This window comes from Burkholderia anthinoferrum (genome assembly GCF_002925705.1).
In the GTDB taxonomy this organism is placed as follows: domain Bacteria; phylum Pseudomonadota; class Gammaproteobacteria; order Burkholderiales; family Burkholderiaceae; genus Burkholderia; species Burkholderia semiarida.
Genome location: NZ_LFZP01000033.1, coordinates 22,299 through 48,104 on the forward strand (window position 1 = coordinate 22,299; position 25,806 = coordinate 48,104).

Annotated in this window: 26 protein-coding genes, 2 tRNA genes and 1 pseudogene; 8 read left to right on the forward strand and 21 right to left on the reverse strand. The window is 65.1% G+C overall.

Annotated features, from left to right (window positions below):
* The first annotated feature begins 47 nt into the window (after positions 1 to 47).
* Together C5F75_RS11445 and C5F75_RS11450 are read left to right on the forward strand one after the other, a co-directional pair.
* A complete protein-coding gene (locus C5F75_RS11445; RefSeq protein ID WP_059575785.1) occupies positions 48 to 323 on the forward strand; it encodes a hypothetical protein in 276 nt (91 codons plus the stop codon).
* Positions 324 to 459: 136 nt separating this feature from the next.
* Entirely contained in the window at positions 460 to 717 is a 258-nt protein-coding gene (locus C5F75_RS11450) for a hypothetical protein (RefSeq protein ID WP_059575787.1), read from the forward strand.
* 52 nt (positions 718 to 769) lie between these two features.
* Here the strand turns inward: C5F75_RS11450 and C5F75_RS11455 are convergent, their stop codons facing one another.
* From C5F75_RS11455 to C5F75_RS11470, 4 genes are all read right to left on the reverse strand, one after another.
* Positions 770 to 1,060: a putative quinol monooxygenase gene (locus tag C5F75_RS11455; RefSeq protein ID WP_059575789.1), complete on the reverse strand. Its 291-nt coding sequence runs from the start codon at positions 1,058 to 1,060 to the stop codon at positions 770 to 772.
* 526 nt (positions 1,061 to 1,586) lie between these two features.
* The gene (gene bamC / locus C5F75_RS11460) at positions 1,587 to 2,795 is read right to left on the reverse strand and encodes an outer membrane protein assembly factor BamC (RefSeq protein ID WP_059575791.1); all 1,209 of its coding nucleotides are present in this window, start codon (positions 2,793 to 2,795) and stop codon (positions 1,587 to 1,589) included.
* A gap of 140 nt (positions 2,796 to 2,935) precedes the next feature.
* Positions 2,936 to 3,012 (reverse strand) — tRNA-Pro (locus C5F75_RS11465).
* Between the two features lie 129 nt (positions 3,013 to 3,141).
* A complete protein-coding gene (locus C5F75_RS11470) occupies positions 3,142 to 3,855 on the reverse strand; it encodes a class I SAM-dependent methyltransferase (protein ID WP_059575793.1) in 714 nt (237 codons plus the stop codon).
* Positions 3,856 to 4,245: 390 nt separating this feature from the next.
* On the opposite strand from C5F75_RS11470, the gene C5F75_RS11480 reads away from it, so the two are divergent.
* Positions 4,246 to 6,456 (forward strand): hypothetical protein, encoded by a 2,211-nt coding sequence (locus tag C5F75_RS11480; protein WP_059575796.1) that lies wholly within the window; start codon positions 4,246 to 4,248, stop codon positions 6,454 to 6,456.
* Positions 6,457 to 6,541: 85 nt separating this feature from the next.
* On the opposite strand, the gene C5F75_RS11485 is transcribed toward C5F75_RS11480, so the two are convergent.
* From C5F75_RS11485 to C5F75_RS11550, 13 genes are all read right to left on the reverse strand, one after another.
* Complete coding sequence (locus C5F75_RS11485) at positions 6,542 to 6,955, reverse strand: MerR family transcriptional regulator (protein ID WP_059575799.1); 414 nt, start codon at positions 6,953 to 6,955, stop codon at positions 6,542 to 6,544.
* Between the two features lie 56 nt (positions 6,956 to 7,011).
* Positions 7,012 to 7,398, reverse strand: coding sequence for an integration host factor subunit alpha (locus C5F75_RS11490; protein WP_006486093.1), 387 nt, complete (start codon positions 7,396 to 7,398; stop codon positions 7,012 to 7,014).
* Between the two features lie 72 nt (positions 7,399 to 7,470).
* Entirely contained in the window at positions 7,471 to 9,900 is a 2,430-nt protein-coding gene (pheT, locus tag C5F75_RS11495) for a phenylalanine--tRNA ligase subunit beta (RefSeq protein WP_059575800.1), read from the reverse strand.
* Between the two features lie 98 nt (positions 9,901 to 9,998).
* Entirely contained in the window at positions 9,999 to 11,012 is a 1,014-nt protein-coding gene (pheS, locus tag C5F75_RS11500) for a phenylalanine--tRNA ligase subunit alpha (protein ID WP_059575802.1), read from the reverse strand.
* Positions 11,013 to 11,160: 148 nt separating this feature from the next.
* Positions 11,161 to 11,520: a 50S ribosomal protein L20 gene (gene rplT / locus C5F75_RS11505; protein WP_104012258.1), complete on the reverse strand. Its 360-nt coding sequence runs from the start codon at positions 11,518 to 11,520 to the stop codon at positions 11,161 to 11,163.
* Positions 11,521 to 11,550: 30 nt separating this feature from the next.
* Positions 11,551 to 11,748, reverse strand: coding sequence for a 50S ribosomal protein L35 (rpmI, locus tag C5F75_RS11510; protein ID WP_004191477.1), 198 nt, complete (start codon positions 11,746 to 11,748; stop codon positions 11,551 to 11,553).
* A gap of 190 nt (positions 11,749 to 11,938) precedes the next feature.
* Positions 11,939 to 12,463 (reverse strand): translation initiation factor IF-3, encoded by a 525-nt coding sequence (gene infC, locus C5F75_RS11515; protein ID WP_081066449.1) that lies wholly within the window; start codon positions 12,461 to 12,463, stop codon positions 11,939 to 11,941.
* 49 nt (positions 12,464 to 12,512) lie between these two features.
* The gene (thrS, locus tag C5F75_RS11520) at positions 12,513 to 14,420 is read right to left on the reverse strand and encodes a threonine--tRNA ligase (protein WP_006486105.1); all 1,908 of its coding nucleotides are present in this window, start codon (positions 14,418 to 14,420) and stop codon (positions 12,513 to 12,515) included.
* Between the two features lie 271 nt (positions 14,421 to 14,691).
* Positions 14,692 to 14,768: transfer RNA gene (locus C5F75_RS11530), tRNA-Val, on the reverse strand.
* Between the two features lie 84 nt (positions 14,769 to 14,852).
* The gene (locus C5F75_RS11535; protein ID WP_104012259.1) at positions 14,853 to 17,087 is read right to left on the reverse strand and encodes a RelA/SpoT family protein; all 2,235 of its coding nucleotides are present in this window, start codon (positions 17,085 to 17,087) and stop codon (positions 14,853 to 14,855) included.
* 39 nt (positions 17,088 to 17,126) lie between these two features.
* Positions 17,127 to 17,480 (reverse strand): RidA family protein, encoded by a 354-nt coding sequence (locus C5F75_RS11540; RefSeq protein WP_006486103.1) that lies wholly within the window; start codon positions 17,478 to 17,480, stop codon positions 17,127 to 17,129.
* 79 nt (positions 17,481 to 17,559) lie between these two features.
* Positions 17,560 to 18,456 (reverse strand): alpha/beta fold hydrolase, encoded by an 897-nt coding sequence (locus C5F75_RS11545; protein WP_059575808.1) that lies wholly within the window; start codon positions 18,454 to 18,456, stop codon positions 17,560 to 17,562.
* A 123-nt stretch (positions 18,457 to 18,579) separates the two neighbouring features.
* Entirely contained in the window at positions 18,580 to 19,488 is a 909-nt protein-coding gene (locus C5F75_RS11550) for a LysR family transcriptional regulator (RefSeq protein ID WP_099316343.1), read from the reverse strand.
* A gap of 135 nt (positions 19,489 to 19,623) precedes the next feature.
* Between C5F75_RS11550 and C5F75_RS11555 the strand changes: the two genes are divergently transcribed.
* Genes C5F75_RS11555 through C5F75_RS11565 form a run of 3 tightly spaced genes read left to right on the forward strand, consistent with a single transcriptional unit; the run spans position 19,624 to position 21,955 of the window.
* The gene (locus C5F75_RS11555; RefSeq protein WP_099316342.1) at positions 19,624 to 20,181 is read left to right on the forward strand and encodes an ester cyclase; all 558 of its coding nucleotides are present in this window, start codon (positions 19,624 to 19,626) and stop codon (positions 20,179 to 20,181) included.
* Positions 20,182 to 20,192: 11 nt separating this feature from the next.
* Positions 20,193 to 21,203: a polysaccharide deacetylase family protein gene (locus C5F75_RS11560; RefSeq protein WP_059575814.1), complete on the forward strand. Its 1,011-nt coding sequence runs from the start codon at positions 20,193 to 20,195 to the stop codon at positions 21,201 to 21,203.
* A gap of 38 nt (positions 21,204 to 21,241) precedes the next feature.
* Complete coding sequence (locus C5F75_RS11565; protein WP_059575818.1) at positions 21,242 to 21,955, forward strand: SDR family oxidoreductase; 714 nt, start codon at positions 21,242 to 21,244, stop codon at positions 21,953 to 21,955.
* Between the two features lie 75 nt (positions 21,956 to 22,030).
* Here C5F75_RS11565 and C5F75_RS11570 read toward each other — a convergent pair whose 3' ends face one another.
* Entirely contained in the window at positions 22,031 to 22,672 is a 642-nt protein-coding gene (locus C5F75_RS11570) for a CoA transferase subunit B (protein ID WP_059575820.1), read from the reverse strand.
* A gap of 1 nt (position 22,673) precedes the next feature.
* Positions 22,674 to 23,378 (reverse strand): CoA transferase subunit A, encoded by a 705-nt coding sequence (locus C5F75_RS11575; protein ID WP_059575822.1) that lies wholly within the window; start codon positions 23,376 to 23,378, stop codon positions 22,674 to 22,676.
* Between the two features lie 220 nt (positions 23,379 to 23,598).
* Between C5F75_RS11575 and C5F75_RS11580 the strand changes: the two genes are divergently transcribed.
* A complete protein-coding gene (locus C5F75_RS11580) occupies positions 23,599 to 24,144 on the forward strand; it encodes a LuxR C-terminal-related transcriptional regulator (protein ID WP_059575823.1) in 546 nt (181 codons plus the stop codon).
* A 122-nt stretch (positions 24,145 to 24,266) separates the two neighbouring features.
* Here C5F75_RS11580 and C5F75_RS11585 read toward each other — a convergent pair whose 3' ends face one another.
* Both C5F75_RS11585 and C5F75_RS11590 read right to left on the reverse strand, forming a co-directional pair.
* A complete protein-coding gene (locus C5F75_RS11585; protein WP_059575825.1) occupies positions 24,267 to 24,707 on the reverse strand; it encodes an acyl-CoA thioesterase in 441 nt (146 codons plus the stop codon).
* A 32-nt stretch (positions 24,708 to 24,739) separates the two neighbouring features.
* Positions 24,740 to 25,522 carry an SDR family oxidoreductase gene (locus C5F75_RS11590; RefSeq protein ID WP_011545236.1) on the reverse strand — a complete coding sequence of 261 codons (783 nt, stop codon included), beginning with the start codon at positions 25,520 to 25,522 and terminating at the stop codon, positions 24,740 to 24,742.
* Between the two features lie 108 nt (positions 25,523 to 25,630).
* On the opposite strand from C5F75_RS11590, the pseudogene C5F75_RS37180 reads away from it, so the two are divergent.
* Positions 25,631 to 25,806 (forward strand): annotated as a pseudogene (locus C5F75_RS37180) (electron transfer flavoprotein-ubiquinone oxidoreductase); the annotation flags it as partial.

The window sequence follows — 25,806 nt, forward strand, 5'->3', positions numbered from 1 at the left end:
CAAAACGGCAACACTCGGGTTCATCACCACTTAGCGGAGGTAAAGCAATGAAGAAGACGTCCCTGGCTATCCTGGTAGCGATGTCGGCGCTGACTGGCGCAGCGTATGCGCAAGAGAGCACGCAGATCCAGACCATCACCGATCCGGCCAAGATCGCCGAGATCGAGCAGCGCGCCCAAGCGCTGCAACAGCAACAAGCGGCCGAAGCGGCTCAGCCGGCGGCGCAGGAAGAGCATCACCACGGCAAGAAGGCTGCGCATCACAAGGCAGCAGCGAAGAAGGCCGCCAAGAAGGCGAAGGCTGCAGACGCTGCCAGCCAGTAAGTTCGGCGGCACCGCTCCAGCGAAAAGCCGAATCCGGGCAACCGGGTTCGGCTTTTTTGGTTGCGGCGCCCGCGCGCTGTGCTAAAGTCGCGCACCGAAATTTTCCACCCGTGCGCACCCCGGTGCGGAGGACAGCATGAGCAACATTCAACTCGACATCGAGTGGACCGAAGCCGCCACTCGCAAGATCAAGCAACTGATGCCCCGCGGCTCGGACGACGCGTTCCTCGCGCTGCCGCCGATCGAGTGTCTGCCGATGGAGGGCGACGTGCTGTTCCTCGGCCCGCAAGGCAAGCAGCAGCCGTTCATCGTTGCCGAGCGCCAGTATCACCACGACGGCGACGCCGACTGGACGATCATCCTGATCCTCGACGTACCCGGCGCGTCACACTGACGCGCCGCCGCGACCGGACACGTCCGGTCGCCCCACTCCGCCGCACTCCGGCTCAGATGAGTTTCGACAGCACGCGGATTTCGGAACGCTCGATCCAGTCCGCGGCCGCTTCGCGATAGGCGAGAATGTGCGCGGAACGCGCATGAGCGGCCAGCGCCTCCTCGCTCTCCCAACGCTCGACGAATACGAATCGCGCGGGCTCCCTCAGATCCCGGTGCAGGTCATACTGCAACGCCCCCGCTTCGTTGCGGGTTGGTTCGACGATTCCCTCGAGCACGACGCGCAGTTTTTCCTCGGCGCCCGGCTTCGCCACGATCAGCGCCACGACTGCGATTTCCGCCATTCCCGCCTCCTTCATTCAAAAAGTCCGAGAATACGCGCATCGCGCACCAGCGACGCCGATAAGGCATGACGACGGCACAAAAAAAATAGCCCGCGCTTCAGAGAAGCGCGGGCGAAACCGTCGCCCTACGAGGATAGGCGACGGGGCCATCGAGATCCGCACGCTGGCGCGGATCGTCATCTGTTAACCGACGCTTGTCGCGACGGCATTTGAAAGGCGTCGATACCGTTGTTCAGGCGCTCGCGGCGCATTCCGGACTCTGACGCCATCCTCCCTGCTCTAACGATTCGAACATATAAAGCAGGTTGCGTGCCAAGCATCCAATCCACCTTCACCCCCTTGATTCATAAGGATAATTTTTATATCGGCGACAATGTGACACGTGTTCCGTCGTCGTAACGCGACGGATGTTACGTAACGTCACGAGGCGGGGCCGAACCACCCGAACGCGCGCCCGCGCTGGCGAGCGGCGATGAAAAAAGCCCGCCGAATGGCGGGCTTTCCAAGGGTGCGGGAAACGCCGGAATCAGCGGAGCTGATTCACGAGCAACCCCATGATCTGGCGAGCCGCCGACGACGTGTCGATCGCCCCCGAATCGTCGACGACCGCGACGCGCGTCTGATCGGCCGTGAGCGCCTTCACGTTGACGCGATACTGCTTCGCCTGCTTTTCCTTCTTGCCGTGGAACAGCTGGCTCCAGAAGCCCTGCTCGGCCGAGCTCAGATCCTTCGGATCGACATAGCGCACGAAATACAGGCCCTTCGAGCGATCGCGATCGTCGACCGTGAAGTTCGCGCGATCGAGCGCGAGACCGACGTGCAGCCACGACCGGTCGTACGGCTCGCCGAGCGTGACTTCGGACGGCACGGCTGCTTCCGCCGCGTCGTTGCCTTGCGCCGACGTGCGCGAGACGTTCTGCGCCGCAATCGCCGCGGCAGCCTTCGACGACGCGTCGGTATCCGCCTTCTTGTCCTTCGGTACCACGTTGTCCTTGATGTTCGCGATCGGAGCCTCGCCGTTCTTCGCGCGCTGCTCGTTCTGCGCGAGGACAGCCATCAACCGCTTCAGGTATTCCGTCTCGAGCGCCGGATCGTTCGGCTTCGGTTCCCACTTGCTCGAATCATTGTTCGCGCCGGTGATCGCCTCGCGCATGCCCTTCTGGCTGATGAACACATAGGTGCCGCCGTTCGGCGCCGAATCGAGACGCGTGCGGTACTTGTTGCGCTCGGCCGTCACGTACGAATTGCCCATCGCCTTCGAGATCACGCTGCGGATCAGGCCGTCGTTGATCTGCGGATGGGTTTCGTTCCAGTCGGTTTCCATCACGCCCTTGTCGCGCTGGTCGACCACGAGCAGGAAGCCCTGCTCCTGCCAGAAACGGCGAACCTGCGGCCAGATCGCGGCCGGCTGCTTGCCGTCGATCACGAGCCAGCTTTCCGTGCCGTCGCGCTGGATATGCATGCCGGCCACGGCCGGCGCGACGGTGTCCAGCGCAGGCGCGGCCTGCTGGACCTGCTGGAGCGCGGACAGGGAAGTCGCGCCGCCCTGGGGCGGCAGCGAACGCTGATCGGCCGTCTCGTCGAGCATGTTGGGCGGCACTGCGAGCGACGCTTCCTTCGATTTCGAATCGCTCTTGTAGTCCACTTTCGTGGGCGACGACGTACCGCAACCGGCGACGAGCGCGCCGGTGGCGAGCACTGCAGCGAACCGCATGGTAAGACGAAGATCAGTCATGTTCGGGGAATCCTCTTCCGCTAAATCACGGCGCTTTCCGTGGATCAACCTTGCATTTTACCGGGGCCGCGCTGCGATGTGCAAAAAAGCGACGGCCAAGAAAAAACCCGCGTCAGCCTGAGCTGACGCGGGTTCTTGTCTGGTCGGGGCGAGAGGATTTGAACCTCCGACCACCTGCACCCCATGCAGGTACGCTACCAGGCTGCGCTACGCCCCGAAAGAAAAAAATTATAACAGACAGTTTCCCGATTTAGAACGGGTCGCATGCATTTTGTGCGTGTTCCCGTGAAATTTTTTGGTTCGATGGCGCGCATGCAAGCGACCTGCGGCGGTGCCCCCGTCGCCGTCACCGCTTGCGCGCGACACAGATGACCGTCAGGCCGGCAACGCGATTGAAGCGGAACATCGGCAACTCGATGCGGCAGATCGTCTTGAGCAAGCCGTTGACGAACGGATGATGACGACGCAATTGCGACGCGGGCTCGCGCGGATGCGAACGTGCCCGCTCGCCGAGCCGCAGTGCGGCCGCGAGCGGAAACGTGAGGCCGAAATAATAGGCGCCGTGCTCGACGTCGAGCCCTGCACGCCGGACCACGTTCTCCAGCCCACCGAGCGTATACCTGCGCTTGTGCTCGAGGAAATCGTCGTGGCCGCTCCACAGGAACTGGAACGCGGGCACCGTGATCAGGAACCGGCTGCCCGAAGGCGCGCCCTGCACATACTGCGTCAGCAGTCCGACGTCGTCGTCCACATGTTCGAGCACGTCCATCAGCAACACGAGATCGGCATCGAATCGATCGACGGAGCGCCGAAAGTGAATGGGCTTGCCGGCCGCCTCGCCGTCGCTGTCGTCGGCATAGCTCGTATCGACACACCATGCTTCCGTCGCCTGCGTGCGTTCGAGCAGATGCTTCGAGAAAAACCCGGAGCCCGCCCCGACGTCGAGTATCCGGTTCGTGCCTGACGCGCCGAGGAACCGGCGAATCGCGCTCGCCTTCGACGCGTAGTACCAGTGATCGCCCACCCCCGCACCCAGTACGTCGACTTCCTTCAGGTCCATGGCGCTTCCCCGTGATGGCTGCCGTGTTGTGATGTCGAACCCGCCACTGATGCCGATCTTACCCCGCCGCCGTCGCCGATCGTATCCGTCGATGCCCGGGGCCGCGCCGCCTCTGCATCGGGCGAAACCCGTGCCGCCCAACGCGGGCCGCGAGTTTTCAGGATCGCTTCGAACGATAGCCACCGGCGGCCCGCACAAACCAAACGACCGTTTGATCCGGCCGTACCCCCGGCGCGAATCCGTTGTCTGGCCGCCCGCCGGCGCGGCGCGCCGGGGCGGCGGTTGTTTGGTGACGCCGCTCTAGCGCGCTATGACACACTGCACGGCATCGACGCTCGCGCCGGGCACTGGCGCGCCGCCGTCGATCAAGACAAGACATGGAGACAGACGATGCGGAATGCGGTCCGGCGCGGCCATCGCTCGCCTTTGGCAATTTTCGACTGGTTTTCCGGCCGGCGACGCACGGCCGCCCCGCGGTCGCACACGACATCCCGCCTGTTCGGCTGCGGCGCGCTGGTGCTCGCACTACTCTGCGCCGGCTGCGCGGAATCCGCCGCGCAGCGCGACAGCAACACATCCATCGCATCCACGAAGATCGAACGCGCCAAGGCCGAGCGCCTCGCGCGCGAACGGCAGCTCGCGCGCACCGTGCCGTCGCTCGCGTCGATCAGCCTCACGCAGCCGCGCCCGTTCACGCTGCGCGACTCGGGCCAGAACGGCGCGATGACGTTCCTGCGCGACGTCGATTTCCGCGTCGTCAACAATCTCGGCTTCTTCATCCACCAGTTGTCGGCCACGCTCGTGCCGACGCAAGCCGGCGCGCCGATCGTATTCGACGATCCGACGAGCTTCGAGATCGACGTGCACGAAGGCACGGTCACGCTCGACAACGCGAAGCTGACCGCCCTCTTCAACACTTACATCTTCGGCTATCGCAACGCGCCGCTGCGCAAGCTCGCGGTGTCGGCCGGCGACGGCGTGATCCATCTGCAAGGCGAGATGCGGCGCGACGGCTGGGTACCGTTCTCGCTGACCGGCACGCTCGCGGTCCGCGACGGCAGCCAGCTCGTGTTCCACCCGACCGGCGTACGCGTGTCGGGCCTCGACGCGCAGCCGGTGATGCGCGCGGCCAACGTGAAAATGGCCGACCTGTTGAAGGTTCAGACACCGATCGCGCAACTCGCCGGCGACGATCTCGTGATGGCCGTCGACAAGCTGATGCCGCCGCCGCGCCTGAAACTCACGATCACCGCCGTGCGCGTGACGCCGGCCGGCCTCGACCTGAAGCTCGACGACGGCACGCATGCCGGCTTCGCGATGCCCGCGAACGCGCCGCAGCAGGCGATGGTCATCCGCGGCGGCGACGTGAAATTCATGCGCTCGATGCCGATGAACGCGGACATCCTGATCGGGCCGGTCGACCCATCGAAGCGCGACCAGACGTTCGTGTTCGACCTGTATCACTATCGCGACCAGGTATCGGCCGGCTATTTCAACTTCGACGAAAGCGGCGCGATGACGATCCGGATGCCTTCGTATACGGGCCCGGCCAGCGGCGCGGCGCTCGGCAACGCGGCCGCGCGCCTGAACGACAGCTTCCTCGCCGCGCAGCAGAATGCGCTGCGCGACGTGCGCCAGCACTGGGAAGCGTCCGCGCTCGCGGCAGACGCGGTGCGGCCCGGCATGCAGAAGGTCGCGATGCGACGCACGTCGACGACGCCGTTCAACGAACGGTACGTATCGAACCGCAACCCGACGATCCATCTGCGCAACGTCGATTTCAACCTGTCCGGTGACATCGGCTTTCATGTCGACGATCTCGACGTGGAACTCGTGTCGAAGCGCCCGGGCGAACCCGTCGATCTCGACGACCCGAACCAGTACGACATCCGCATTCTCGGCGGCACGGTCGTCGAGTCGTGGAAGGCGATGTCGGCGCTGTTCAACAACTACCTGCTCGACTATTCGCCGCGCTCGCTGAACGACCTGCAACTGAGCGCGGACGGCCAGAACCTGCGCGTCCAGGGCGGCATCAAGCTGTGGAATCACGTACCGGGTGTCTGGCTGCCGACGGACATGAAGGGCTCGCTGACGGTGCTCGACGACCGGCATCTCGCCTTCACGCCGTCACAGGTGTCGGTGCTCGGCATCCCGCAGGCCACGCTGCTGCGCTCGCTCGGCATCGAGCTCGCATCGCTGACGCCGTTGCGGCGACGCGGCGCGGAACTGCGCGGCGACACGCTCGTGCTCGACCAGTACACCGTGTTCCCGCCGCCCGTGCTGAACGGCAAGCTCGCCCAGGCCACCGTCGAGCGCGATGGACTGCGTCTCACGTTCCGGCGCGCGGCGGGCGCGCCCGCGCCGAAGCGGCCGCAGATCGACGCGCCAAGCTACATGTGGATGGAAGGCGGCGACATGAAAATGTTCAACGTGCTCGAACTGAACGTGCGCGCGCTGATCCGGAATTCGGCCGAGGCCGGTCCGATGCGGTTCGACCTGTACGACTATCGCAGCCAGGTCGCGCAGGGCTCGGTGCGGATGCTGCCGGACGGCACGCTGGTCGTCGACACCGGACAGAAGAATCCGCTTGCGTCGCGCTGATCCGCAAGCAAGCACGGCCCGCATGAAAAAAGCCCGGTGGCAGATCGCCAACCGGGCTTTCCAACGCATCCTGCGCGGCGCGCACTCAGTCGTGTTTCAGTCCGTCGATCACGTCCAGCAACGCAAGCCGCAACGCAATGACGTCGACGTTTTCGCCGGGCTTGCCCGTCCGACGCGCATCGTTTGCCTGCGCGTCGGATTCGACCGGCTCCGCCGCGGCCCGCTCGCTGCCCGGCGAATCGAGCCGGTTGCGCGCGCCGTTGATCGTAAAGCCCTGCTCGTACAGCAACTCGCGAATCCGCCGGATCAGCAGCACCTCGTGATGCTGGTAATACCGCCGGTTGCCGCGCCGCTTCACCGGCCGCAACTGAGTGAATTCCTGTTCCCAGTAACGCAGCACATGTGGCTTGACCCCGCACAGCTCGCTGACTTCGCCGATCGTGAAGTAGCGCTTCGCGGGAATCGGAGGCAAAACGACTTTCTCAACCGTGGTGGTCATCGTCGGTTAACCGTCGGTAAGGGATGCGCGGGGCCGCGCAGGGGCGCCGGCGCGTGTTACTCCGCGCCGTTTTCGACCAGCGCCTTCAGTTTCTGGCTCGCGTGGAAGGTTACCACCCGGCGGGCCGCGATCGGAATCGCCTCGCCCGTCTTCGGATTGCGGCCCGGACGCTGCGGCTTGTCGCGCAACTGGAAATTGCCGAACCCCGACAGCTTGACGCTTTCACCGTTTTCGAGCGCGTCGCGGATCACTTCGAAAAACGCCTCGACCATGTCCTTCGCTTCACGCTTGTTCAGCCCGACGCTGTCGAACAACAGCTCCGCCAGTTCCGCCTTCGTCAGCGTCGGCGTCTCGGTGGACGCCGGCGCCGAAGCGTCGCGGTTCATCGCGCTGCGTTGCGCCGTCAGGAGGGCTTCGAATTCACTCGAGGTCATGTCGTTCATATCTGCCATACAGCGCGTTGAATCAAAACTTACGATGGAAAAAAGCCGCCCGCGAACGGGCGGGCCCTCTCCCTAGCCGCGCAGACGCGCACCGGCACGCGCCATCCGCTCGACCAGCGTCTGGATCGCCTGATCGACGACCTCGTCCTGCAGCGTGCCAGCCGCGTCCTGCAGCGTCACGCGGAAGGCAAGGCTCTTCTCGTTCGCGGCAAGGCCACCGGAAGTATTTGATTTTGCACGAAATTCGTCGAAGAGTACAACCTTCTGAACGAATCGGCAGGCGTCTTCCGCAAGCGCCTTCTTCATTTCGTCGAAAAGGGCCTGTACCTCGACCGCCTGATCGACGACAACGGCGATATCGCGACGGACCGGCGGGAATTTCGACACGTCGGTCGGCGCGGGCAGCGCACGTGCGATCAGCGCGTCCGCGTCGATCTCGAACATCACCGGCGCGTGCGGCAGCTCGTACTTCTGCATCAGACGCGGATGCAGTTCGCCGATCCAGCCGACCGCGCGGCCGTCGACCTCGATGCGTGCGCTGCGGCCCGGATGAAGGGCCGGATGCTCGGCCTTCACGAAGCGTGCCACCGCCGGCGCGAGCAGCGCTTCGAGATCGCCCTTCACGTCGAAGAAATCGACCGCGCGGGTCGCCACGCCCCACTGCTCGTCGAGTGCCGGACCGTACGCAAGCGCACCGACGCGCTTCGGCTGCGCATGACCCTCGACCGCCAGCTCGCCGGCCTTCACCGACGGATCGGCGACGAACACGCGGCCCGACTCGAACACGCGCACGCGATCGGCGCGCCGGTTCAGGTTGTGGCGCAGCACGGCGATCAGGCTGCCGAACAGCGTCGTGCGCATCACCGAAAGCTGGCTCGCGATCGGATTCAGCAGACGAATCGGGTTGTCGTTGCCCGCGAAATCGCGCTCCCACTCCGCATCGACGAAGCTGAAGTTGACGGTTTCCGCGTAGTCGCGCGCGGCCAGCGCGTGACGGATGTCGTGGATCGAACGCCGCGTCTCGTGGGTCGCGCGCATTTCGCTCGTCGCGACCGGCGGCCGCGCGGGGATCTTCTCGAAGCCGTAGATGCGCGCCACTTCCTCGATCAGGTCTTCCTCGATCTCGATGTCGAAGCGGTGCGACGGCGGCGTGACGAGGAACGCGTCGTCTTCACGCTCGAACGGCAGGCCGAGGCGCGTGAAGATGTTCGCGATCTCGTCGGCGCCGATCTTCACGCCGATGATGCGATTCGCGCGCGACACGCGCATCTTCACCGGCGCGCGCTGCGGCAGGTTCACCGCCTGATCGTCGACCGGGCCGGCCTTGCCGCCGCAGATCTCGAGGATCAGTTGCGTGATGCGCTCGACGTGTTCGACGGTCGTCGCGTAATCGACGCCGCGCTCGAAGCGATGGGCCGCATCGGTCGAGAAGTTGTACTTGCGCGCGCGGCCGCGGATGCTGTCCGGCCACCAGAACGCGGCTTCCAGGTAGATGTTGGTCGTATCGAGCGTGACGGCCGTGCTGTCGCCGCCCATGATGCCGGCCAGGCTTTCGACCTGACGGTCGTCCGCAATCACGCCGACCGTTTCGTCGAGTTCGACCGTGTTGCCGTTGAGCAGCTTCAGCGATTCGCCGCGCTTGCCCCAGCGAACCTCGATGCCGCCGTGGATCTTGTCGAGATCGAACACGTGCGACGGGCGGCCGAGCTCGAACATCACGTAGTTCGAAATGTCGACGAGCGCGGACACGCTGCGCTGGCCCGAACGCTCGAGGCGCTCCACCATCCACTGCGGCGTCTTCGCGCGCGCGTTCACGCCGCGGATCACGCGGCCCGAAAAACGGCCGCACAGATCCGGCGCGGCGATGCGCACCGGCAGCGTTTCGTCGAGCTCGACGTTCACCTGGCGGATGTCGACCGGCGTCAGCGGCGCGCCGGTGATCGCGGCCGTCTCGCGCGCGATGCCGAATACCGACAGGCAGTCGGCCTTGTTCGGCGTCAGCTTGATTTCGAAGATCGTGTCGTCGAGATTGAGGGTCTCGCGGATGTCCTGGCCGATCGGCGTGTCTTCCGGCAGGATCAGCAGCCCGCTGTGGTCTTCCGACAGCTTCAGCTCGCGCGCCGAGCACAGCATCCCCTGGCTCTCCACGCCGCGCAGCTTCGACAGCTTGATCGCGAACGGCTTGCCGCCCTCTTCCGCCGGCGGCAGTTCCGCGCCCACCAGCGCGACCGGCACCTTGATGCCGGGCGCCACGTTCGGCGCGCCGCAGACGATGTTCAGCGTCGCGCCGGTGCCGGCGTCGACCTGGCAGACATTGAGCTTGTCCGCATCCGGATGCTTGACGACTTCGAGCACGCAGCCGACGACGATCTTCGACGTCGGCGGCGCCGCCTTGCTCAGCGATTCGACTTCGAGCCCCGCCATCGTCAGCGCGTGCGACAGCTCGTCGGTCGTCAGCTGCGGGTCGACAAAGGTTCTCAACCAGGATTCAGGGAATTGCATGGATGTCTACGTTCGAAACAGGTTAGATCGGCGCCCGGGCCCCTTCGGAAACGTCCGGCGGGGGCATGCACGGGCACATGTCGGCGCGGCGAGCAGCGTTACGCGAACTGGCGCAGGAAACGCAGATCGTTCTCGAAGAACAGCCGCAGATCCTGCACGCCGTAGCGCAGCATCGTCAGGCGCTCGAGACCGCTGCCGAACGCGAAACCGATGTAGCGCTCGGGGTCGAGGCCCATGTTGCGGATCACGGTCGGATGCACCTGGCCCGAGCCGGAAATTTCGAGCCACTTGCCGGCGTTCTTGCCTTGCTCGAACATCATGTCGATCTCGGCCGACGGTTCCGTGAACGGGAAATACGACGGACGGAAGCGCACGAGGATGTCGTCGCGCTCGAAGAATTTTTTCAGGAAGTCGGTATAGACGCCCTTGAGATCGGCGAAGCTGATGTTTTCGTCGATCCACAGCCCCTCGACCTGATTGAACATCGGCGAGTGGGTCGCATCGCTGTCGACGCGATACGTGCGGCCCGGCGCGATCACCTTGATCGGCGGACGGTTCATGCGCGCATAACGCACCTGCATCGGGCTCGTGTGCGTGCGCAGCAGCAGCTGGCGGCCGTCGGCATCCTTGCCTTCGACGTAGAAGGTGTCCTGCATCGAACGCGCCGGATGGTTCTCCGGGCTGTTCAGCGCCGTGAAGTTGTACCAGTCGGTCTCGATTTCGGGGCCGTCGGCCACGTCGAAACCGATCGAGCCGAAAATCCGTTCGACCCGCTCCCACGTGCGCATCACCGGGTGCAGGCTGCCTGTGCCGGCGCCGCGGCCCGGCAGCGTCACGTCGATCGCTTCGGCGGTGAGGCGCTGATTCATCAGCGCGTCGGCCAGTGCCTGGCGACGGGCGGTGAGCGCGGCTTCAACCTGCTGCTTCGCGACGTTGATGCGTGCGCCTTCGGTCTTGCGTGCTTCGGGATCGAGCTTGCCGAGGCCCTTGAGCAACTCGGTCAGCGCACCCGATTTACCGAGAAATCGAGCTTTCTCGTTTTCGAGCGTGGTGATGTCGGCAGCCTGTTCGAAGGACTGCTGCGCGTCGGCGACAATCTGGTCCAGATCCATAGATCCCATCATTTCCAACGTCATTCGGTCTTGGCGAGAAAATCTACCCACCAAACAAAAAAGGGGCTCGGAAGAGCCCCGTTTTCGCTGCAGCGGCCGAGACTACCGGAACCTCGCTGCAACTAACCACGCAGTGCTAATTTCGCAATTAGGCTGCAACGGCGGCTTTCACCTGCTTGACGATCGCAGCAAAAGCAGCCTTGTCGAACACCGCGATGTCGGCCAGCACCTTACGGTCGAGTTCGATCGACGCCTTCTTCAGGCCGTTGATGAACACGCTGTAGGTCATGTCGTGCTGGCGAACTGCCGCGTTGATACGCGTGATCCACAGTGCGCGGAACACACGCTTCTTGTTGCGGCGATCGCGGTACGCGTACTGACCAGCGCGCATCACCGCCTGCTTGGCGATGCGGTAGACGTTATTGCGACGGCCGCGATAACCCTTGGCCAGGTTGATGATCTTCTTGTGGCGGGCCCGTGCGGTTACCCCACGTTTGACTCGAGGCATGTTTCTCTCCTTGGAGTATCAGTTGAGGGGTTACGCGAACGGGAGCATCGCGCGGACGGAGTTCAGATCGGAATCGTGAACTGCCGTTGCGCCGCGCAGATGGCGCTTGTTCTTCGTGGTTTTCTTGGTCAGGATGTGGCGCTTGAAGGCTTGACCGCGCTTGACGGTACCGCCCGGACGCACCACGAAGCGCTTTGCAGCGCTCTTCTTGGTCTTCATCTTAGGCATGACGAACAACTCCAGTTTATTAGATGGCGATGGGTGTGCGGTTGGCTTGCGCCCTTGACCCGCCCTTCGAAACCCAGTCCACTTGTGTACGGCGAACCGCTTGCGCAGCCGCCGTCGTTGCTGGCGCGCCGCCCTGACCGGGCAACGCGCCGAACCACTGTCGAACCTGCGCGCGATGCGCGCGGGCCCGTTACTTCTTTTTCTTCGGCGAGAGCACCATGATCATCTGGCGCCCTTCCATCTTCGGCATCTGCTCGACCTGGCCGACTTCGTCGAGATCCGTGCGCAGACGCTCGAGCATCCGCATACCGATTTCCTGGTGAGCCATTTCGCGGCCGCGGAAACGCAACGTGATCTTCGTCTTGTCGCCCTCTTCGAGGAAGCGCACGAGATTGCGGAGCTTGACGTTGTAATCCCCGTCATCGGTACCCGGACGGAACTTGACTTCCTTGACCTGGATGACCTTCTGCTTCAGCTTCGCTTCGTGCTGCTTCTTCGATTCCTGGTACTTGAACTTGCCGTAATCCATCAGACGGCAAACCGGCGGCACCGCTTGCGGCGCGATTTCCACCAGGTCAACATCCAGTTCTTCCGATTTACGGAAAGCGTCAGCGAGTTTTACGATACCGAGCGGTTCATTCTCGATCCCGACCAGGCGCACTTCCGGCGCAGTGATTTCACCGTTGATGCGGTGCGACGACTTATCAGTAGCGATGTTACGTTTCCTCTAAAAATTAAAAAAACGAGCCGCGCTGCCAGGGCGGTTACTTGAACGAGCGCAGGTCTTCCTGCAGACGCTCAACGAAGGCTTCGACCGGCATAACGCCAAGGTCGACGCCGCCACGGGCACGCACGGCTACCGTTTGCGCATCACGCTCCTTATCGCCCACGACGAGGAGATAAGGCACCTTTTCCAGCGTGTGCTCGCGTATTTTATAGCTAATCTTCTCGTTGCGCAAATCGGCCGCCACTCTAACCCCTTGTTTTTGCAACGATTGGGCCAGAGACTGCGCATATTCGGCCTGACTTTCGGCGATATTGAGCACAATTGCCTGGTACGGCGCGAGCCAAACCGGCATTGCACCAGCATGGTGCTCGATCAAAATGCCAAGGAAACGCTCCATCGAACCGACGATCGCACGGTGCAGCATCACCGGCCGGCGGCGGCTGTTGTCTTCCGCCACGTACTCGGCGCCCAGGCGCTCCGGCAGCACCATGTCGAGCTGCAGCGTGCCGCACTGCCACGAACGGCCGAGCGCATCCTTGATGTGGTACTCGATCTTCGGGCCGTAGAACGCACCCTCGCCCGGCAACTCTTCCCACGTGAGGCCACAGGCGGTCAGTGCATCGCGCAGACCCTGCTCGGCGCGATCCCACGTCTCGTCCGTGCCCGCACGCTGATCGGGGCGCAGCGACAGCTTGATGTCGATGTGATCGAAACCGAAATCCTTGTACACGCTCATGGCCAGCGTGTTGAACGCGATCGATTCCGAGATGAACTGGTCTTCCGTGCAGAAGATGTGCGCATCGTCCTGCACGAAGCCGCGCACGCGCATCAGGCCGTGCAGCGCACCCGACGCCTCGTTGCGGTGGCACGAGCCGAATTCCGCGTAGCGCAGCGGGAGATCGCGGTACGAGCGCAGGCCGTGCTTGAACACCTGGACGTGGCCCGGGCAGTTCATCGGCTTGATCGCGTAGTCGCGCTTCTCCGACTCCGTCGTGAACATGTTCTCGCGATAGTTCTGCCAGTGGCCCGACGCTTCCCACAGCGAGCGGTCCATGATCATCGGCGTCTTGATCTCGAGATAGCCGGCTTCGTTGACGCGGCGGCGCATGTACTGCTCGACCTGCTGCCACAGCGCCCAGCCCTTCGGATGCCAGAACACCATGCCCGGCGACTCTTCCTGCATGTGGAACAGGTCGAGCTGCTTGCCCAGCTTGCGGTGGTCGCGCTTTTCCGCTTCCTCGAGCATGTGCAGGTACTGGTCCTGGTCTTCCTTCTTCGTCCAGGCCGTGCCGTAGATCCGCTGCAGCTGCTCGTTCTTCGAATCGCCGCGCCAGTACGCGCCGGCGACCTTCATCAGCTTGAAGACCTTCAGCTTGCCGGTGGACGGCACGTGCGGGCCGCGACACAGATCGGTGAAGCCGCCGTGCGAGTACAGCTTGATTTCGTCGCTTTGCGGAATCGACTCGATGATCTCGGCCTTGTACTTCTCGCCGATGCTGCGGAAGTAACCGGCGGCCTCGTCGCGCGACACGACACGGCGCGTGACCGGCTCGTCCTTCTTCGCGAGTTCCTGCATGCGCTTTTCGATCTTTTCCAGATCTTCCGGCGTAAACGGGCGGTTGTACGAGAAGTCGTAATAGAAACCGTTGTCGATCACCGGGCCGATCGTCACCTGCGCGTCCGGATACAGTTCCTTCACCGCATACGCGAGCAAGTGGGCGGTCGAATGGCGGATGATGTCGAGGCCGTCGGCATCCTTGTCGGTGACGATCGCGAGCGACGCGTCGCGGTCGATTACCGTCGACGTGTCCACCAGCTCGCCATCGAGCTTGCCACCAAGCGCAGCCTTCGCAAGACCGGGACCGATCGAGGCCGCAACCTCGGCGACTGTCACCGGATGCTCGTATTGTCGAACTGAGCCGTCAGGCAAGCGTATCGAAACCATAGCACTCTCCGTGATGCCGACAGTGGGCGGCAGACCAGGTACGCGAGATCGAACTCACGCATGAAAATTTCGCGACAAAAAAAATGCGGCCCCGCTTTCGAGGGGCCGCATTCGATACTTCACTCAAACTGAAAGGGCGAAAACGTTCCTCGACTAGCGTCGCTCCGAAGTGGTTTCGGTCAACGTTCGCGGTGTCATAACCGTATTCGCCTTGTTCGCGTTGAGTTGTGTACTGCTTCGAACACCCGGAGGCCGGGCATTCTCAATTCGTTGGTAGGCTCGATTGGACTCGAACCAACGACCCCCACCATGTCAAGGTGGTGCTCTAACCAGCTGAGCTACGAGCCTAGAGAAGCTAAGATTATATGGGGCGGCGGCCGGCTTGGCAAGTGTTTTATGCGGCCGCAGCAAAATGACGCCGTTCCAACCCCATTACGACTTCCGCCCCGCCCGCACGACGCCCTGCACCTCGCCGAGCAGCGTGCACGCGCGCTGCACCTGCGCCGAATTCGATACCTCGACCGTGAACTGCATGAACGCCGCATTGCGGCGGCTCTGGGTCTTCACGCCCACGACGTTGATCTTTTCGCGCGCGAACACTTCGGAGATATCGCGCAGCAACCCTTGCCGGTCGCTCGCCTCGATCATCAGGTCGACCGGATAGACGGACGCGCCGCGCCCGCCCAGCACGTCGGCCGACCAGGTCGTCTGCAGCACGCGCTCCGGCGCGCGTTCGACCATCCGGCGAAACGTCGGGCAGTCGGTGCGGTGGATCGACATCCCCTTGCCGCGCGTGACGAAACCGCTGATCGGATCGGGCGGCGCCGGACGGCAGCAGCGCGCCAGTTGCGTCAGCAGCGCGTCGACGCCCACCACCAGCACGCCGGTCGACGCGCCGTGCGCGACGCTCGCACCGCTGCTGCGCTTCTCGAAATCGGCCGGCGCCTCGGGCGCCGGTTCCGGCGGCGGCGCATCGGACAGCGCGTGCTCGACGTTGCGCAGGCTGAACTCTTCCTTGCCGACGACCGAGAACAGTTCCTCGGGCGACTTGAAGCCGAGCTTCGCGGCGAGGTTGTCCAGGTTGACCGACGTCTTGCCCTCGCGCTGCAGCGTCTTTTCGACGAGCGCGCGGCCGTGCGCGACGTTTTCTTCCTGCTCGATCGAGTTGAACCACGCACGCACCTTCTGTCGCGCGCGCGAGCTCTTCAGGTAACCGAGCTGCAGGTTCAGCCAGTCGCGCGACGGCCCGCCTTCCTTCACCGCGACGATCTCGACCGTCTGGCCGTTGGCGAGCGGCGTGTTCAGCGGCACCATCGCCCCGTCGACGCGCGCGCCACGGCAGCGATGGCCGAGCTCGCTGTGCAGGTGGTACGCGAAATCGACCGGCGTCGCGCCCTGCGGCAGCGCGATCACGCGCGCCTGCGGCGTCAGCACGTAGATGTGGTCGTCGTCGAGCGACGTCTCGCGCAATTGCGCCCACGCCTGGTCGCCCGACACTTCGGCGCCGTCCTCGACGTCGTCCTTCCATGCGAGCAACTGGCGCAGCCACGCGATCTTCTCGTCGTACTTGTCGCTCGCCGAGAACTGGCCGCCATAGCCGCGCGCGCCGGCCTCCTTGTAGCGCCAGTGCGCGGCGACGCCGTACTCCGCGAAACGATGCATCTCCTGCGTGCGGATCTGCACTTCGAACGCGCGGCCGTCGTCGCCGATCACGACCGTATGCAGCGACTTGTAGCCGTTCGGCTTCGGCCGCGAGATGTAGTCGTCGAACTCCTTCGGCACCGGCTGCCACAGGTGATGCACGATGCCGAGCACCGCGTAGCAATCCTTGATGTCGGGCACGATCACGCGAAACGCGCGCACGTCGTACAGCTCGGAGAAATCGAGCTCCTTGCCGCGCATCTTGCGCCAGATGCTGTAGATATGCTTCGGCCGGCCGCTCACGTCGGCCTGGATGTGCGCCTGCGCGAGCTCGTGCTGCAGCCGCGCGATCGCCTGCGTGACGTACGCCTCGCGCTCGATGCGCTTTTCGTCGAGCAGCTTCGCGATCCGCTTGTAGGTGACGGGATCCTCGAAGCGGAACGCGAGATCCTCGAGCTCCCACTTCAGTTGCCAGATACCGAGACGGTTCGCGAGCGGCGCATAGATCTCGAGCGTCTCGCGCGCGACGTCGGGCGGCGGATCGAGCTTCGCGGCCGCGTAGTAGCGCAGCGACTGCAACCGCGACGCGAGCCGGATCAGCACCACGCGGATGTCCTGCGCGAAGGCGAGCAGCATCTTGCGCAGCGCCTCGATCTGCGTGCGCCGCTCCTCCGCCGCGTCGCGCCCGGCGTCGGGCTTCGCGTTCTGCGCGGCGCGCAGGCTGACGGTACCGAGCCGCAACAGCTTGCGCACGTCGGCCACGAGCCGCGCGACCTCGTCGCCGAAACGCTCGGTCAGCTCGCGCTCGGGGTCGCTCAGGTGCGGCGTCAGCACGAACAGCGCGGCGGCCTGCATCGCGTGCGGATCGACGTTCAGCGTGCGCATGATCGCCGCCGTGCCCGCCGAGTGATCGGCGAGCAGCTCGCCCGACGACAGGCGCGCGTCGCCGGCCCGCTCGCGCACGAACGCGAGCACGTCGTCGAACGACGGCGCCGCGACGGGAGAAGCGGAAACGGATTCGGTCATGGCACGGCCTGCCGGAATACGGTCATCGTCGGATAACGCTCAGCTCCGCTGCGCGGCGACGACCACGATCTCGACGAGCAGCGCCGGATCGGCGAGCTTCGCCTCGACGGTCGCGCGCGGCGGCGTGTTGCCCGGCGCGACCCATGCGTCCCACTCCGCATTCATGCCTTCGAAGTTCGCGAGATCCGAGATGTAGATCTGCACCGACAGCAGATGCGCCTTGTCGCTGTTCGCTTCGGCGAGCAGGCGATCGATGTGGCCGAGCACTTCGCGCGTCTGGCCGCGGATGTCCTGCGTGGTGTCTTCGGCGATCTGGCCGGCCAGATACACGGTACCGTTGTGGATCGCGGTTTCGGAGAGACGGGCCCCGACGTGGTGACGAATGACTGCCATGAAATGTTCCGGTCGTGATGGGTAAGGAATCGGGCGGCGGCACGGCCCACGTGCCGCCGAACCGCATATTATGACGCGTTTATGCGTCGCCTTCGACGAAAAACCGCCGCGCGAGCGCAATCTGGTCGGCGCTGACGAACGCCGGCGCGTGGCCCGCGCCCGGAATCTCGACCTGCGTCACATGCCGGCCGCGACGCACCATTTCATCCGCCGTCTCGCGCGACAGCAGGTCGGACGTCTCGCCGCGCACGACGAGCAGCGTCGCGTCCGTCGTCTCGATCGCGCGCCACAGCGCGGCCTCGCCGAGCGCGGCCAGCTCGGGCGTCGTCGCCTTGAACGGCTCGGCGATGCGCGGGTCGTAGCGCATCGTCCAGCCGCCTTCGGGCAATTCGTGCAGCAGCGGCCCGTTGATCTCGCGCCACTCGTCGGCGCTCAGCGCACCGAACGGCAGCGACAGCGACGTCAGATAGTCGATTCCCTCCTGCTCGGTCGCAAAGCGCGGCTGCACGCCGAGGTACTCGCCGATGCGCGTCAGCGAATCGGGCTCGATGCGCGGGCCGACGTCGTTGACGATCATCCGGCGCAGCGGCGAACCCGGCAGCCCGGCGAGCGCCATGCCGATCAGCCCGCCCATCGACGTGCCGAACCAGTCGACCGATTCGACGTCCAGCCGTGCAATCAGCGTCACCATGTCGGCCACGTACTGCGGAATCGCATAGAGCCGCGGATCGGCCAGCCGATCGGACCGGCCACGCCCGGCGACGTCGGGGCAGACGACGCGATACGTATCCGACAGCGCAGCGGCAAGCCGGTCGAAATCGCGCCCGGAGCGCGTCAGGCCGTGCACGCAGACGAGCACGCGCGGATTCGCGGGATCCCCCCACTCGGTATAGGCGACATGGTGAAGGCCGGCCGCGCTCGCGCACTGCACGCGCCGCTGGCGGGGAACCGCGGGATTCGCTGGGGTCGTTGGCATCGTTGGCATCCTGTCGAACGGGGGCGACGCGCAGGGCAACGCTTGCGGCGCCCGATGCAAACGATTGTAAACCGCTTCGGAATCACGAGGCGCCACGCGCCCGGCTCACCGCCCGGGACGGGTTCAAGCGTCGCGGCGCCACGCGTGGCGCAACTGCTCGCGCAGGAAATCGACGAACGTCCGCACGCGCAACGGCACATGGCGGCCGCCGGGATAGACGGCATGCAGCGGCGCCGCGGGCGCCTCGAAGGCCGGCAGCACGCGCACGAGCCGGCCGGCATCGAGATCGGCGCCGACGTCCCAGATCGACTTCAACGCAATGCCCGCGCCTTCGAGCGCCAGCGTGCGCGCCGCGCCGCCGTCGTTCGTCAGCAGCGCGGCCGTGACCTCGACCGCCACGTCGCCTTGCGCGCCGTCGAACCGCCATTCGGCACGCGGCTGGTCGCCCATCACGATGCATCGGTGCGCGCGGAGCTCGGCCGGATGAGCCGGCCGCCCGTGCGCCGCGAGATAGCCCGGTGACGCGCACAGCACGCGATGATTCGGCGCCAGCTCGCGCGCGATCATCGTCGAATCGGCAAGATTGCCGATTCGCACGGCGACGTCGATGTCGGCTGCGAGCAGATCGACGACCGCATCGGTCAGCACCAGCTGCACGGTCAATTGCGGATGTCGCTGCTGAAAGGCCGCCACGAGCGGCGCGATGCGCAGGCGGCCGAGCTCGCCGGGCGCCGTCACGCGCAGCACGCCGCTGACCGTGCCGCGACGATCGCGCATCAGCGTTTCGGCATGCTCGACCTCGGCCAGGATGCGCAGCACCTGCGCGTGAAACTGCGCGCCGTCGTCGGTGAGCGTTTGCTGCCGCGTCGTCCGGTGCAGCAGGCGCACGCCGAGCCGCGACTCGAGATGCGCGAGCCGCTTGCTGACGACGGACAACGACAGGTCGAGCTCGCGCGCCGCCGCCGACAGGCTGCCGGCCGACACGATCCGCGCGAAGGTATCGAGCGCCGGAAAATCGTCGATGAGCGTCATGGTGCCAGCCTCGCTTCAATCTTTCCTTTTTTCGAAGAATCCATTCGCCTTTTGCCCGTATTTGCATGTAGAACGGAAACCTACCATACCTGTTCCGCGTCGTCGCATGACGCTCTTCACAGGACCCTCGAAATCATGTCGATCCGCCTTCGTTCGGCCGCCCGCCCCGTCGCGCACGCATTCGCGGCAGCCGCTTGCGTCGTGGCACTCTGGCCCGCCGCGTCCCAGGCCGCCGATCTCGTCTCGCCGCACAGCCTGACCGTCGCGGCAGGCTTGCCGGCCGCGCAGGCTCGCGCGCAAATCCTGGCCGCGCGCCGCTACGGCAGCTTCTGGAACACCGGCGACCCCGCCCTCGCCCGCGCGGCGCTCGCAGACGACTTCACCGACCAAACCCTGCCGCCCGGCCGCGAACAAGGCATCGCGGGGCCGATCGCGGCCTCCGGCACGATGCGCGGCGCGATCCCGGACCTGCGCTGCGACATCGAACAGATGATCGTGGCAGGCGACCGGGTCGTCGTGCACCTGCATTTCCGCGGGCATTTCACCGGCGCATTCAACGGAACGGCCGGGCGCGGACAGGCAATCGACTTCATCGCGACCGATATCTACCGGATCGATCACGGCCGGATCGCGGAAAACTGGCACATCGAGGACAACCTGACGCTGATGCGTCAGCTCGGGCTCGTCGGCTGACGGAGAGGACGATGACTCACGATAACGACACGCCCGCGACACCCCTGCCGCGCCGCACGTTCCTGGCCCAGGCCGGCGCCGGGCTCGCTGCCGGCGTCGCGCTGGCCGCAGGCACGCCCCTGCCTGCCACCGCCGCGCCGACGCCGGCGCCCGCGGCGCCGGGCGCTACGCCGTTCTGGCCCGACGGCGCGCGGCTCGTGATCTCGATCTCGATGCAGTTCGAGGCGGGCGGACAACCGTCGACCGGCGCGGACAGCCCGTTTCCGGCCGTCGCGTTTCCGCCGTCGGTGCCGATCGATCTCGCGTCGGCCACCTGGTTCGCGTATGGCTACCGGGAAGGCATTCCGCGCCTGCTCGACCTGTGGGATCGACACGGCGTGAAAGTGACGTCGCACATGATCGGGGAAGCCGCGCGCCGGCACCCCGAACTGGCGCGCGAGATCGTGTCGCGCGGCCACGAAGCCGCCGCGCACGGCCCGACGTGGCGCGCGCAATTCGCGATGAACCGCGACGACGAGCGCCGCTTCCTGACCGAAGCGCGCGACATGGTCGAAGCGGTGACCGGCCAGCGCCCGACCGGTTACAACTGCAACTGGCTGCGGCGCGGGCCGCATACGTTGTCGCTGCTGCAGGAACTCGGCTACGTGTATCACATCGACGACGTCAGTCGCGACGAACCGTTCATCGAGACCGTCGATGGTCGCGATTTCGCGGTGGTTCCGTACACGCTGCGCAACAACGACATCCTGCTGATCGAAGGCCGCAACTACTCGCCGACGATGTTCGTCGAGCAAATCAAGCTCGATTTCGACCAGTTGTACGCGGAAGCCGGCCACAGGCGGCGGCTGATGTCGATCAGTGCGCACGACCGGATCAGCGGCACGCCGCAGATGGTCCGTGCGTGGGACGACTTCCTGCACTACGCGCGATCACACCCGGGTGTCGCTTTCATGCGCAAGGACGACATTGCGCGCTTCGCGCTGCATAGCCCGTCGACGCTGCGCGAAACCGAAACGATCTGACCGGATGCCGTTCAACTCATCACCCAGGAAAGACCTTCATGAATGATCCGCTCCACGGAAAGAAAGTACTCGTCGTCGGAGGAAGCTCCGGCATCGGCGCCGCCACCGCGACGGCATTCGCGCAACGCGGCGCGCGCGTGACGATCGCGTCGCGCGATCCGGGCAGGTTCGATATCGACGCCATACCGGGCGAGCACGTGCGAACCGAAACGCTCGACATCACAGATACGGCGAACGTCGATGCATTCTGCGCCCGCGCCGGCCAGTTCGACCACGTCGTGATTTCTGCCGCGAAGACGGCCACAGGACCGGTCCGCGCGCTGCCGCTTGACGACGCGCAGGCGGCGATGGACAGCAAGTTCTGGGGCGCCTACCGCATCGCCCGCGCGATCGATATCGCGCCCGGCGGTTCGCTGACGTTCGTGTCGGGCTACCTCAGCGTGCGGCCGAGCGCGTCGTCGGTCCTGCAAGGCGCGATCAACGCGGCGCTCGAGGCGCTCGCCCGCGGGCTGGCGCTGGAGCTCGCGCCGGTGCGTGTGAATACCGTGTCGCCGGGCCTGATCGCGACGCCGCTATGGGACAACCTCGCTCCCGACGCACGCGACGCGATGTATGCGGGCGCCGCGCAGCGGCTGCCGGCACGCAGGGTCGGTCAGCCGGAGGATGTCGCGAATGCGATCGTGTACCTGGCGGCAACGCCTTATGCAACCGGCTCGACGGTGCTGATCGACGGCGGCGGCGCGATTGCGTGACACATGCGGTCATGACAAAACGCCCCGCGTTCCGTCGGGAACGCGGGGCGTCGAGGATGACGCAACGAGGTAATGTCAGGCCACGGCACTGACGTCGAGCGGTGCGCCCGTCTTCGCCTGGATCTCGTCGACGCTCACGCCGTCGGCGAGCTCGAGCACCTTCAGCCCGGCCGGCGTCACCTCGATCACGCCGAGATCGGTGATGATCAGGTCGACCACGCCGACGCCCGTGAGCGGCAGGTTGCATTCGTCGAGGATCTTGTGCTGATCGCCCTTCGCGACATGCTCCATCAGCACGACGACGCGCTTCACGCCCGCGACGAGGTCCATCGCGCCGCCCATCCCCTTGATCATCTTGCCCGGGATCATCCAGTTCGCGAGATCGCCCTGCTTGCTGACCTGCATCGCGCCGAGGATCGCGAGGTTGATGTGACCGCCGCGGATCATCGCGAACGAATCGGCCGACGAGAAGATCGACGAACCCGGCAGCGTCGTGACGGTCTGCTTGCCGGCGTTGATGAGATCGGCGTCGACTTCGTCCTCGGTCGGCGACGGGCCGATGCCGAGCAGGCCGTTCTCCGACTGCAGCCACACCTCGACGCCTTCCGGCACGTGGTTCGCGACGAGCGTCGGCAGGCCGATGCCGAGGTTCACGTAGAAGCCGTCCTGCAGTTCCTTCGCCGCGCGCGCGGCCATCTGGTCACGATTCCAGGCCATGTCAGTCTCCTTTCGCGCGTACGACGCGTTGTTCGATGCGTTTTTCAGGCGTCGCGTTCAGCACGATGCGCTGCACGAAGATGCCAGGCGTATGGATGTGGTCCGGATCGAGCGCGCCGTTCTCGACGATCTCCTCGACCTCGGCCACGGTGATCTTGCCGGCCATCGCGCACATCGGGTTGAAGTTGCGCGCGGTGCGGCGGTAGATCAGGTTGCCGGACTTGTCGGCCTTCCACGCCTTGACGAGCGCGACGTCGGCCGTCAGCGACGGCTCGAGCACGTAGTGGCAATCGCCGAACTGGCGCGTTTCCTTGCCTTCCGCGATCACGGTGCCGTAGCCGGTATTCGTGAAGAACGCGGGAATGCCCGCGCCGCCCGCGCGCAGCTTTTCGGCGAGCGTGCCCTGCGGCGTGAATTCGAGCTCGAGCTCGCCGGCCAGATACTGGCGCTCGAACTCCTTGTTCTCGCCGACGTACGACGAGATCATCTTCTTGATCTGGCGCGTTTCCAGCAGCAGGCCAAGGCCGAAACCGTCGACGCCCGCGTTGTTGCTGATGCAGGTGATGCCCTTGACGGCCGAATCGCGCAACGCCGCGATCAGCGCCTCGGGAATGCCGCACAGGCCGAAGCCGCCCACCGCGAAGGTCTGTCCGTCGCGGACGATTCCCTCCAGCGCGGCAGCCGCGCTTGGATAGACTTTGTTCATCTGTTGTCCCTTCCTCTATGGAAACCAGCAAAACCGGTTCACGCGCCACGTGGCGCAAGCCCGCCGCACCATTCTATGCATGCGCGGCGATGCCTGCGTCGAAGCGCGCTGTTTTTATGTCGCGACACACCGCCGCGAGATGCCTGAAAGGGTACGATGTGACGCCGATGCGGCACAATACGCAAAAATACATAAGCATTTGCCTCCGCTTGCCTGCGCCATGCCCGAGCTCGATTACCAGACCGCCTTCCACCTCGCGCCGCTCGGCCTCGTGCTGTCGCGCGACCGGGTGATCGAGGATTGCAACGACGCGCTCGCGTCGATCTTCCGCTGCGCACGGGCCGACCTGATCGGGAAATCGTACGCGGTGCTCTACCCGTCGACGGACGAATTCCAGCGCATCGGCGAGCGCATCGCCCGCGTGATGGTCGCGAACGGCGTCTACTCGGATGACAGAATCATGAAACGCGCGGACGGCGAGCTGTTCTGGTGCCACGTGACGGGCCGCGCGCTCGACCGCACCGCGCCACTCTCGGCGGGCGTCTGGACCTTCGAGGATTTGAGCGCGACGCGCCGCGTCGCGGTGGAGCTGACCCCGCGCGAGCGCGAGATCGCCGCCCAGCTCGCGACCGGCAAGACCAGCAAGCAGATCGGGCGCGTGCTCGACATCAGCTCACGCACGGTCGACATCTATCGCGCGCGGCTGATGCGCAAATACGGGACGAACAACACGCCGGAACTGCTGCAGCGCCTGCTCGGGCAGTAAACGCGCATTGCATAGCATCGCGACGCGCGAATGACGATCGGCCGCGCGCGGCGGCCGATCCGGGGAAACATCGGGCACGGCGCGCCACCGGCGGCCTTGCGCAGGCCTGCCGGTATCCGCGCTCAGCCGACTTTCGTCGCGAGCGCGCGCTCGATCGTGTCGCGCAGCAGTGGCGGCAGCGGCACCGACTTGCCGAGCGCGTAGTCGACCCACACGCAGCGCGCGTTGCCGCGTGCATAGACATGCTGCGGATCGTCCGCGCGCGTGAGCTCGAAGCCGGTGTCGAAACTGCTTCGGCCGGGCTTTGCAGCCGACATCTTCGCGATCACGTCACCCGGATAGTGCAGTTGCTTCAGGAACTCCATCGACGCGGTGACGATGACGGGCCCCTGCCCCTCGCCGTTGCCGCCCGCAATGCCGAGCTGCTCGAACCACGAGATCCGCGCCTGCTCCATGTAGCGGAAATAGACCGTGTTGTTCACATGGCCGAACGCGTCCATGTCGCCCCAGCGGATCGGCATCGACATCTCAAAAACGGGAGAGTAATCGCTTGTTGCGCTCATTGCAGTCTTCTTTGTTGCGAAATGTCATCCGCTCACGCGAGGCCGAAGCCGTCGTCCGCGGAGATGATCGAGCCATTGATGAACTGCGACTCGTCGGCCGCGAGCAGCAACAACAGCCCGTCGAGATCCTGCGGCTTGCCGACGCGCCGGCGCGGCAGCATCGACTGCAGCTTCTGGCCCTGCTCGGTTTCCCACAGGTAATGATTGATTTCGGTATCGATATAGCCGGGACAGATCGCGTTCACGTTGATGCCGTGGCGGCCCCACTCCAGCGCCATCGCGCGCGTCATCTGCACGACCGCCGCCTTGCTCATCGCGTACAGCCCGATCTGCGGAAACACGCGCAGCCCGGCCACCGACGCGATGTTGATGATCCGGCACGGCGGCTTGCCGTTGCCGCCGCCGTTCGCGCGCATGATCATCCGCTTCGCGACTTCCTGCGCGACGAAAAACGCGCCGCGCGTGTTCGTATCGAACACGAATTCGAAATCCGCCGGGGTGACGTCGACGAGCTTCTGCATCGTCGACACGCCCGAATTGTTCACGAGGATGTCGATCGTGCCGGCTTCCGTCTCCGCATGCGCGACGGCCGCCTTGATGCTCTGGACGTCGGTCACGTCGAGCGACACGACGTGCGCGGCACCGCCCGCCGCCTCGATCTCCGCACGCAGCTCCTTCAGGCGCTCGACGCGGCGGCTCGCGAGCACGACCTTCGCGCCGGCCTGCGACAGCACCTGCGCAAAACGCTGCCCGAGGCCGCTCGACGCGCCCGTGACCAGCGCAACCTTGCCTTCCAGATTGATCGATCGACCCATTTGCACATCCCCTTTCGATGTCGTTGCGCCAGCCCGGGCTGGCACAGCCCGAGCGGCATTACCCTAGCACAAAAAATAGAACGATCGTGCTAATCTACCTGCATGTTGTTGCGGCAAGCGTTTCGTTTCGCAGACAATACGCTCCCGAATAAAAGCATTCTAACGGTTAGAGGAACGCCAATGACCCCCGCAAGCCTCATCGAGCAATACGGCCCGCGCGAATCGATGGAATACGACGTCGTGATCGTCGGCGGCGGCCCCGCCGGGCTGTCGGCGGCGATCCG

Coding starts and splice junctions, on each gene's coding strand:
- C5F75_RS11445 (WP_059575785.1), top strand. CDS start 48: ATGAAGAAGACGTCCCTGGCTATCCTGGTAGCGATGTCGGCGCTGACT.
- C5F75_RS11450 (WP_059575787.1), top strand. CDS start 460: ATGAGCAACATTCAACTCGACATCGAGTGGACCGAAGCCGCCACTCGC.
- C5F75_RS11455 (WP_059575789.1), bottom strand. CDS start 1,060: ATGGCGGAAATCGCAGTCGTGGCGCTGATCGTGGCGAAGCCGGGCGCC.
- bamC (WP_059575791.1), bottom strand. CDS start 2,795: ATGACTGATCTTCGTCTTACCATGCGGTTCGCTGCAGTGCTCGCCACC.
- C5F75_RS11470 (WP_059575793.1), bottom strand. CDS start 3,855: ATGGACCTGAAGGAAGTCGACGTACTGGGTGCGGGGGTGGGCGATCAC.
- C5F75_RS11480 (WP_059575796.1), top strand. CDS start 4,246: ATGCGGAATGCGGTCCGGCGCGGCCATCGCTCGCCTTTGGCAATTTTC.
- C5F75_RS11485 (WP_059575799.1), bottom strand. CDS start 6,955: ATGACCACCACGGTTGAGAAAGTCGTTTTGCCTCCGATTCCCGCGAAG.
- C5F75_RS11490 (WP_006486093.1), bottom strand. CDS start 7,398: ATGAACGACATGACCTCGAGTGAATTCGAAGCCCTCCTGACGGCGCAA.
- pheT (WP_059575800.1), bottom strand. CDS start 9,900: ATGCAATTCCCTGAATCCTGGTTGAGAACCTTTGTCGACCCGCAGCTG.
- pheS (WP_059575802.1), bottom strand. CDS start 11,012: ATGGATCTGGACCAGATTGTCGCCGACGCGCAGCAGTCCTTCGAACAG.
- rplT (WP_104012258.1), bottom strand. CDS start 11,520: ATGCCTCGAGTCAAACGTGGGGTAACCGCACGGGCCCGCCACAAGAAG.
- rpmI (WP_004191477.1), bottom strand. CDS start 11,748: ATGCCTAAGATGAAGACCAAGAAGAGCGCTGCAAAGCGCTTCGTGGTG.
- thrS (WP_006486105.1), bottom strand. CDS start 14,420: ATGGTTTCGATACGCTTGCCTGACGGCTCAGTTCGACAATACGAGCAT.
- C5F75_RS11535 (WP_104012259.1), bottom strand. CDS start 17,087: ATGACCGAATCCGTTTCCGCTTCTCCCGTCGCGGCGCCGTCGTTCGAC.
- C5F75_RS11540 (WP_006486103.1), bottom strand. CDS start 17,480: ATGGCAGTCATTCGTCACCACGTCGGGGCCCGTCTCTCCGAAACCGCG.
- C5F75_RS11545 (WP_059575808.1), bottom strand. CDS start 18,456: ATGCCAACGACCCCAGCGAATCCCGCGGTTCCCCGCCAGCGGCGCGTG.
- C5F75_RS11550 (WP_099316343.1), bottom strand. CDS start 19,488: ATGACGCTCATCGACGATTTTCCGGCGCTCGATACCTTCGCGCGGATC.
- C5F75_RS11555 (WP_099316342.1), top strand. CDS start 19,624: ATGTCGATCCGCCTTCGTTCGGCCGCCCGCCCCGTCGCGCACGCATTC.
- C5F75_RS11560 (WP_059575814.1), top strand. CDS start 20,193: ATGACTCACGATAACGACACGCCCGCGACACCCCTGCCGCGCCGCACG.
- C5F75_RS11565 (WP_059575818.1), top strand. CDS start 21,242: ATGAATGATCCGCTCCACGGAAAGAAAGTACTCGTCGTCGGAGGAAGC.
- C5F75_RS11570 (WP_059575820.1), bottom strand. CDS start 22,672: ATGGCCTGGAATCGTGACCAGATGGCCGCGCGCGCGGCGAAGGAACTG.
- C5F75_RS11575 (WP_059575822.1), bottom strand. CDS start 23,378: ATGAACAAAGTCTATCCAAGCGCGGCTGCCGCGCTGGAGGGAATCGTC.
- C5F75_RS11580 (WP_059575823.1), top strand. CDS start 23,599: ATGCCCGAGCTCGATTACCAGACCGCCTTCCACCTCGCGCCGCTCGGC.
- C5F75_RS11585 (WP_059575825.1), bottom strand. CDS start 24,707: ATGAGCGCAACAAGCGATTACTCTCCCGTTTTTGAGATGTCGATGCCG.
- C5F75_RS11590 (WP_011545236.1), bottom strand. CDS start 25,522: ATGGGTCGATCGATCAATCTGGAAGGCAAGGTTGCGCTGGTCACGGGC.